Raw genomic sequence first — 8455 nt, forward strand, 5'->3', positions numbered from 1 at the left:
GAGGGACAATGACTTGGGCGTTTCTCTAAGGAGCCTTCGATGATTTGAGCCATACGATTGCGTCTATCTTTACGATAAATAAGCCAGTCTTCTTTGAAAGTGATGTCTAGGTCTTGAATTCCGAGTAATTTTTGAGTATTATAATCCATATAAAGCAATTCCTATTCTGATGTTTTTTTGTTCACTTATCAGTTTAACAGGAATTGCTTTTTTTGTGCTCTGAATGACAAAAAAGCTGTATGGAATTTGAACTTTCCACACAACTTATTATAGAACCGAAATATTTTAGTTAAGAGCTTCCAAGAGGGCTTCAGCTTGCTTGTTCAAGTCAGCCAAAACTTCTTCAGATGGGACGAAAGCACCGTCTACCCAAGCTGAGTCGTTGACGCGTGAAGTTGTGATTTGGTCCACAAATTTTGTACGGATAAATGGCATCAAGTTGCGGTAGACTTCAGCAGCTTGCTCGTGTCCACCATTAGCAACGAGGGAGACTGTTGAAACCTTGTCTTGCAAGGCAGAAGCTCCAGTTGTATCAGATAGATCCAAGGCACGGCTAGCCCAGTCTAACAAGTTTTTAACAGAACCTGGAATTGAGAAGTTGTAGACTGGTGAGAAGATCCAGATCGCATCTGCAGCTTGGATAGCTTCACGGACAGCCGCAACAGGAGCAGGTGTTGGAACTTCTAAATCTTGTGAGAAGACAGGAACATCTTTCCAGTCGAGGTAGCTAACAGTCGCTTTACCAGCTAATGCTTGCTCAGCAGCAGTAGCCATTTGTTTGTTAAACGATCCTTCACGTAGAGATCCGACGATAAATAGAATGTTTTTCATTTCTTGTTCTCCTTTTCTTTACAAGTGCTAGTATAGAACACTTATTACTAATTAGCAACAATTTAGCTCAAATTTTTAAATTTTTTCAAAATCCGAATTAAATCCTCTTTATCCTGTTGGTCCAAAACCGAAAGAGCTTCCTTGACATAGGCGACATGCTCTGGATAAATGGCTTCAATCGTTTCCCTTCCTAGGGCGGTCAATTCAATCAGAAAGGACCGGCGATCCGAGGGATCGCAAACACGGGTAATGAGACCATCTCTTTCCATATTACGGATAATCACGGTCATATTCCCAGAAGTTGCCAGCATGCGATCGGTTAAATCTTGGATCCGCATTTTTCCTTTAGCATAGAGAGTATCGAGGACTGAGAACTGGCTGGGGGTGAGATTGTGGTCACGCGCTGCTTTTTGTTCCAAACAGCGGATGGAGCGATCAGCCTTTCGGAACACAATCATAGTTTTTAAATCTAAAGCTTCTTTTTCAAATAATTCTTTCATGAGCCTATTCTAGCAAAAAACAACTAATTAGTACAATTAAAAGCCGTTGGCGAATCTATAGCAATCTAGCCTAAAAAACGGTATAATGAATAGGTGAAAAAAATAGTTTATTTAGAGCCCTATTTTCCCAAAGGGCAGTTTATCCTCGGGATTTTTGTGGTCCTGTCGCTGATCTGCTTTTCCAGCCTTTACCTGATTGATCTGGGAACCAAAACCCAGGATGTGCGCCTTGCAAATGCCCAGTTGCGGGCTCAGGAATTAGCAGGTTTTACGGAAGTTGATGCAGTGGAGATTTTTAATGGTCAAAATTCCTATACCACTGTTTTTACCAAAGATCGGGCCTTGATTTTAAATACCCAGCAGGAGCAGGTCGCCTTGGTTGATTTGACCCAGGGAGCCAGCCGTCAGGAAGCGGAAGCACTAGCGGCGGAAGCAGCTGGGGGTGCTCCCATCCAGGCCAGTCGGTTGGGCTATGATCAGGACAAGGTTGTTTGGGAGGTTCGCTCTGGAACCGACTATTACCTCATCGACTTTAAGGACAAGAAACTAATCAGAAAAGAGTGAGCCTTATGTTAGCAGATCGTGTAAAATTTATGGAAGAAAGTGCAACCCTAGCTGCTGCGGCCAAGGCCAAGGCCCTAGCCGCAGAGGGGCGGGATATTTTATCACTGACCCTGGGAGAACCTGATTTTACAACTCCCGCAGTGATTTCCCAAGCGGCTAAGGCCGCGATTGATTCCGGCCAGGCCTCTTTTTATACAGCTAGTTCGGGTTTACCAGCTTTAAAAGAAGCGGTGCAGGACTACATGGTCGATTATTATGGCTATGAGGTTCAAGCTTCACAAATCCTAGTTACAACTGGGGCTAAGCTGGCCCTAGCAGCTTTCTTCTTGGCCGTGTTAAATCCTGGAGATCAGGTTCTGATTCCGACTCCTTACTGGGTTTCTTATGTAGAGCAGGTGAAGTTGGCTCAAGGAGAGCCAGTCTTTGTAGAGGGGGCGGAAGCTAAGAACTTCAAAATCAATGCAGATCAGTTGGAAGAACTGTGGAATCCTCGTGTTAAGGTTTTACTTCTCAATAATCCCTCCAATCCTACAGGAAATCTCTACACTCGCGAAGAATTAGAAGCCCTGGCAGTCTGGGCTATCGACCGTAATGTTTTGGTTCTAGCAGATGATATTTATGGTCACTTGGTCTATAATCAAGCAGAATTTGTATCGATTTCCAGTTTGTCTCCAGAGATTCGGAACCAGACGGTGGTGATTACAGGAGTGTCCAAAACCTACGCCATGACTGGTTGGCGGATTGGCTTTGCCGTTGGCCCTCAGGAAATTATTCAGGCTATGGCGCAATTAACCAGCCAGTTGACCTCAAATCCAACAACGGTGGCCCAGTATGCTGCTATTGCTGCCTTGAAGAATGGCCACAAGGCAGCTGAGGAAATGCGTTTGGCCTTTGAGGAACGCCTCAATACCATTTATCCATTGCTCAATCAGGTTCCGGGTTTCCGAGCAGATAAACCCCAAGGTGCCTTTTATCTCTTTCCCAATGTGGAAGAAGCCATGAAACGTAAAGGCTTTACCGAGGTTGCCGCTTTTACCAATGACATTTTGGAACAGGTTGGCCTAGCCCTAGTCGCCGGCGATGCTTTTGGCAGTCCCCATCATGTTCGCATGAGTTATGCGACCGATTTGGATACCTTAAAAGGAGCCATTCTACGCCTAGAAAATTATATGAATATGTAAAGGAAAGTTTATGTCAAAGAAATTTGTATCGATTCGTGATGTTAAAGACCATGTTGGTCAAGAAGTAACCATTGGTGCCTGGGTTGCCAATAAATCCGGAAAAGGGAAAATTGCCTTTTTGCAATTACGGGACGGAACGGCTTATTTCCAAGCGGTTGCCTTTAAACCAAATTTCCTTGAAAAATTTGGCGAAACAGAAGGGGCTGCTAAATTTGAAACCATCAAAAAACTCAGTCAGGAAACTTCTGTTGAAGTAAAAGGGATTGTGAAGGAAGACGAGCGGTCGAAGTTCGGTTATGAGTTAGATATCACAGACCTTCAGGTGATTGGTCACTCTGTTGATTACCCAATCACACCCAAAGAACATGGAACAGACTTTTTGATGGACCACCGTCATTTGTGGTTGCGTTCGCGTAAACAAATGGCTATCATGCAAATTCGGAATGCCATTATCTATGCGACCTATGAATTTTTCGATCAAAATGGCTTTATCAAGTTTGATAGTCCAATCCTGTCCGGCAATGCGGCAGAAGACTCAACAGAATTGTTTGAAACAGACTATTTTGGTAACACCGCCTATTTGAGTCAGTCTGGTCAGCTTTACCTAGAAGCGGGGGCCATGGCTCTGGGACGGGTCTTTGACTTTGGTCCTGTGTTCCGGGCAGAAAAATCCAAAACCCGCCGCCACCTGACTGAGTTTTGGATGATGGATGCGGAGTACTCTTTCCTTTCTCATGAGGAATCCCTTGATTTACAAGAGGCCTATGTGAAGGCTTTGATTCAGGGTGTCTTGGATCGAGCACCACAAGCCTTGGAAATCTTGGAACGAGATGTTGAGCTGTTGAAGTCCTACATCGCTGAACCTTTCAAACGGATTAGCTATGACGAGGCTATCGACTTACTTCAAGCCCATGAACAAGACGCAGACACAGACTACGAACACCTTGAGCATGGCGATGATTTTGGATCTCCTCATGAAACCTGGATTTCCAATCACTTCGGAGTGCCAACCTTTGTAACCAACTATCCAGCAGCTATCAAGGCCTTCTACATGAAGCCTGTTCCGGGAAATCCAGAACGTGTACTATGTGCGGATTTGCTGGCTCCAGAAGGATATGGAGAGATCATCGGAGGCTCTATTCGTGAGGATGATTATGCAGACTTGGTTGCCAAAATGGATGAACTCGGAATGGATAAATCAGAATACGAATTTTACCTAGATCTCCGCAAATATGGTTCTGTTCCCCACGGAGGTTTCGGAATTGGAATTGAGCGGATGGTAACCTTTGTAGCTGGTACTAAACACATTCGTGAAGCGATCCCATTCCCACGGATGCTACACCGTCTACGTCCATAACAAGAAGGATTACAGAGGAGGCGTGGACGGAAGTCCACGCCTTGTTTTTAAATAGGAGATGCTGATGATGAACGAGAAATTGCAACTGGTTGTTGTGACTGGAATGAGTGGGGCTGGAAAAACAGTTGCCATCCAATCCTTTGAGGATCTAGGTTACTTTACCATCGACAATATGCCGCCAGCCTTGTTGCCCAAGCTCTTGAGCCTAGTTGATGGTTCTGCTGAGCATAAGCGGATGGCTTTAGTCATTGATATGCGGAGTCGGTCTTTTTTTAAGGATATTCAGGAAGTTTTGGATGAGCTGGAAAACCGAGACGACTTGGATTTTAAAATCCTCTTTTTAGATGCAGCCGACAAGGAGCTGGTGGCTCGTTACAAGGAAACCCGCCGTAGTCATCCGCTAGCAGCCGATGGTCGTATCATGGATGGAATTAAGCGGGAGCGGGAGCTCTTGGTTCCGCTTAAGAGTATGAGCCAAAACGTAGTGGATACGACCGAGTTGACACCACGGGAATTGCGGAAACTCTTGGCCCAGCATTTTGCCGATCAAGATTTTGAACAAGCCTTCCGCATTGAAGTTATGAGTTTCGGTTTTAAATATGGCTTGCCCATGGATGCCGACTTGGCCTTTGATGTACGATTTTTACCCAATCCCTATTACCAAGTGGAACTTCGCAATCAAACTGGCTTAAATCCAGCTGTTTACGATTATGTGATGGAACAAGCGGAGTCTGAGGACTTCTACCAAAATCTCCTCAATCTTCTCAATCCGATTTTGCCGGGTTACCAGAAGGAAGGCAAGTCAGTTTTGACCATTGCCATTGGTTGTACCGGTGGTCAGCACCGTAGTGTCGCCTTTGCCCGTCGTTTGGCGGATGATTTGGCTAAAAATTGGAATGTCCGCGTCAGCCATCGGGACAAGGATCGCAGAAAGGAAACTGTCAACCGTTCATGAGGAAAAAGCGAATTACAGTGATCGGAGGCGGGACTGGGATTTCAGTGATTCTCAACAGCCTTCGCAAACAAGATGTGGACATAACAGCAGTGGTCACCGTTGCTGACGATGGCGGTAGTTCTGGCAAATTACGGGAAGACATGCAGCTAACCCCGCCAGGGGATCTCCGCAATGTCCTCTTAGCTATGTCGGATATGCCCAAATTGTATGAAAAAATTTTCCAGTACCGTTTTGCGGAGGATGATGGTCCCTTTGCTGGCCATCCCTTGGGTAATTTAATCATTGCGGGGATTGCCGAGATGCAGGGCTCGACCTACCATGCCATGCAGCTTTTAACAAAATTGCTGCATACAACGGGGAAAATTTATCCTTCCAGTGAGCGTCCCTTAACCCTGCATGCGGTTTTTGAAGATGGGACAGAGGTGGCTGGTGAAAGCCATATTGCCAAACATCGGGGCATGATTGATCAGGTCTATGTGACCAATACCTATGATGATTCCAAGCCCCAGGCTAGCCGCAATGTTGTTCAGGCCATTCTTGACAGCGATATGGTGATTCTGGGTCCAGGTTCCCTCTTTACTTCAATTTTGCCTAATCTGATGATTGAGGAGATTGGCCAAGCCTTGCTAGAAACCAAGGCAGAAACGGTCTATATCTGTAATATTATGACCCAAAAGGGGGAGACGGAACATTTTACGGATGCCCAACATGTTCGTGTTCTCCACCAGCATTTGGGACAGCCGTTTATTGATACCGTTTTGGTCAATGTCGACCAGGTTCCTCAGGAATACATGAATGACCATGAATTTGACGAGTACCTGGTGCAGGTGGAACATGATTTTGCGGCGCTGGCTAGTCAGGTTCCACGTGTGATCTCGTCGAATTTTCTACTATTAGAAAAAAAAGGCGCCTTTCATGATGGCGATCTGGTTGTTGAAGAAATCATGAAATTAACCAGTCACAAGCATTAGAGAAAGGAGGGTCAGTTATGAGTTTTACGACTACGATTAAGGAGGAAATTCTTGCCCTCCCTGATCGTCATCCAGCTGAATTGGCAGCTCTGATTAAGCTATCGGGTAGCTTGGGACTAAGCCGCGAGGGCTTGACCTTGTCGGTGTCAACGGAAAATGCCAAGATCGCTCGCTTTATCTATGAGTTTCTTTTAGAATGGTTTGATATTCGGTCTGACATTCGCCACCACCAGAAAACCAATCTTCGTAAAAATCGTGTCTATACAGTTTTTATGGACCATGGGGTCAAAGAGTTATTGGATATCCTAGGCCTCTCTCCTGCCTTTTTTGAACAGGAAACAGGCCTCCCGGTTTCAATCATGGACCATGATAATGCCGCGCGGGCCTATTTACGTGGCGCCTTCCTAGCCAGCGGAAGCATGCGGGATCCTGATTCCGGTCAGTACCAACTGGAGATTGCATCTGTTTATGTTGATCATGCCCAGGATTTGCGGCAACTCATGCAAGATTTTCTTTTAGATGCGAAGGTGTTAGAACGAAAAAGAGGGGCGATCACCTATATTCAGCGGGCGGAAGACCTAATGGATTTTCTCATTATTATTGGGGCCCTGGAAGCGATGGAGCAACTGGGAGAAATCAAGCTGATGCGGGAAACCCGCAATGATCTCAACCGCGCCAATAACGCAGAAACCGCCAACATTGCCCGAACCGTCAAGGCTAGCATGAAAACCATTAACAATATCAGTAAAATTATCGACCATGTCGGCCTAGAGACTCTGAGCCCAGAATTACAGGAGGTAGCCCGCTCGCGGATTGCCCATCCCGAGTATTCCCTCCAAGAACTAGCTGACAGCCTGTCCACGCCTCTGACCAAAAGCGGCCTCAACCACCGCTTACGCAAATTGAATAAGATCGCGGAGGAAATACCTGAATGAAACTAGCTGTCTTAGGGGATATTCATGGCAATTTGACAGCTCTGGATGCGGTCTTGGCCGATGCAGACCAGTTAGGGGTTGAGGAATACTGGCTTATGGGTGATGAACTGATGCCAGGACCTTCCCACCTGGAAATTTTACAAATTCTGGACAGTCTCCCTTACACCACTCGCTTACGCGGAAATTGGGAAGATTCCTATCTAGCGGCGAGAGCAGGTCGTTATCCCCGTAACAAACCCTTGGATTTGTTTGTCTACCGGCAGAGTCAGCACCTGGATCTGTTTTTGACGAATGCTATACGGCAGGACATGAAAGCGCGTCCGATTTACCAACACCGCCAGGTCGGTCCACTTCGCTTTAATCTTGCCCATCACCTGCCTCAGAAAAATTGGGGACGGGAGCTGGTTCCGCCTTTTGAACAGGCTGACCTAGAAGCGCTCTTTGCAGAGGATGAGGCTGATGTGGCAATTTTTGCCCATAGTCATATCCAACAGCTGTTTTATACACCGCAAGGCCAACTAGTCCTAAATCCGGGATCGATTGGCCAGCCCTATTTTCCTTGGAAGCAGCTCCGCCAAGATTTGCGGGCCCAGTACCTCTTGCTGGAAATCGATGAAACCGGTCTGGCTCAGATTGATTTTCGCAAGGTCGCCTATGATGTTGATTTGGAAATCAAACGCGCTGTCGAGGCCGACATCCCCTATTTGGATTTCTACCAGCATTTATTGAAAACAGGTATCCGGCTTAGCAATGACGTTCATTACTTGGACTCCTATCATCAGAAAATGGGAACCCAACAAGAGGTGGAAGAGTATTTTGCGGTCAGTTTCTCGGAACTGGAGTAGTTTGCTGAAAGAGCATTAGAATTTATACTATTCCCACTTTAAAATTAAATCGTGAATTGTCAGGTCAAGTGCAACACGGTAATGGCTTGACAATAGGTGTCTCTGATACTTGCACTTTTCAACAGAAATTATAGAGCCAATAGAAAAAGTATTGGCATAAAAAAGGTTCTTTGTCAAGTTGTGTGGAATCCTTGAAAATTGACAGTTTTAGGCTTTTATTATTTAGCTTTTTAATAAGGGTGTTGAGATGGTTTTAACGTCAATCCGAATCCGGCTTCTTTCGAATTTCTATGAGATGCTTTCCCTGTGGTGGGGG

Annotated in this window: 9 protein-coding genes; 7 read left to right on the top strand and 2 right to left on the bottom strand. The window is 45.7% G+C overall.

What is annotated here, in order from left to right; translation table 11 throughout:
• Positions 1-285: 285 nt before the first annotated feature.
• Together E5983_RS07400 and E5983_RS07405 are read right to left on the bottom strand one after the other, a co-directional pair.
• Complete coding sequence (locus E5983_RS07400; RefSeq protein WP_160333232.1) at positions 286-831, bottom strand: NADPH-dependent FMN reductase; 546 nt, start codon at positions 829-831, stop codon at positions 286-288.
• 62 nt (positions 832-893) lie between these two features.
• The gene (locus E5983_RS07405; RefSeq protein WP_160333233.1) at positions 894-1331 is read right to left on the bottom strand and encodes a MarR family winged helix-turn-helix transcriptional regulator; all 438 of its coding nucleotides are present in this window, start codon (positions 1329-1331) and stop codon (positions 894-896) included.
• A 93-nt stretch (positions 1332-1424) separates the two neighbouring features.
• Here E5983_RS07405 and E5983_RS07410 point away from each other — a divergent pair, with 93 nt between their 5' ends.
• The 7 genes from E5983_RS07410 (at position 1425) to E5983_RS07440 (ending at position 8139) form a co-directional block, all read left to right on the top strand.
• On the top strand, positions 1425-1895 hold the full coding sequence (locus tag E5983_RS07410; protein ID WP_160333234.1) for a hypothetical protein: 471 nt from the start codon (positions 1425-1427) through the stop codon (positions 1893-1895).
• 5 nt (positions 1896-1900) lie between these two features.
• Positions 1901-3076: a pyridoxal phosphate-dependent aminotransferase gene (locus E5983_RS07415; protein WP_160333235.1), complete on the top strand. Its 1176-nt coding sequence runs from the start codon at positions 1901-1903 to the stop codon at positions 3074-3076.
• Between the two features lie 10 nt (positions 3077-3086).
• Positions 3087-4433, top strand: a complete 1347-nt coding sequence (gene asnS, locus E5983_RS07420) for an asparagine--tRNA ligase (RefSeq protein ID WP_160333236.1) — start codon at positions 3087-3089, stop codon at positions 4431-4433.
• 64 nt (positions 4434-4497) lie between these two features.
• On the top strand, positions 4498-5388 hold the full coding sequence (gene rapZ, locus E5983_RS07425) for an RNase adapter RapZ (protein ID WP_160333237.1): 891 nt from the start codon (positions 4498-4500) through the stop codon (positions 5386-5388).
• Positions 5385-6359, top strand: coding sequence for a YvcK family protein (locus tag E5983_RS07430; protein ID WP_160333238.1), 975 nt, complete (start codon positions 5385-5387; stop codon positions 6357-6359). Before rapZ ends, E5983_RS07430 begins: the two co-directional genes overlap by 4 nt.
• 17 nt (positions 6360-6376) lie before the next feature.
• A complete protein-coding gene (gene whiA, locus E5983_RS07435; protein ID WP_160333239.1) occupies positions 6377-7294 on the top strand; it encodes a DNA-binding protein WhiA in 918 nt (305 codons plus the stop codon).
• Positions 7291-8139, top strand: coding sequence for a metallophosphoesterase family protein (locus tag E5983_RS07440; RefSeq protein WP_160333240.1), 849 nt, complete (start codon positions 7291-7293; stop codon positions 8137-8139). Before whiA ends, E5983_RS07440 begins: the two co-directional genes overlap by 4 nt.
• The last annotated feature ends 316 nt before the right edge of the window (positions 8140-8455 follow it).

This window comes from Streptococcus danieliae, from assembly GCF_009767945.1.
GTDB classification, from domain to species: domain Bacteria; phylum Bacillota; class Bacilli; order Lactobacillales; family Streptococcaceae; genus Streptococcus; species Streptococcus danieliae.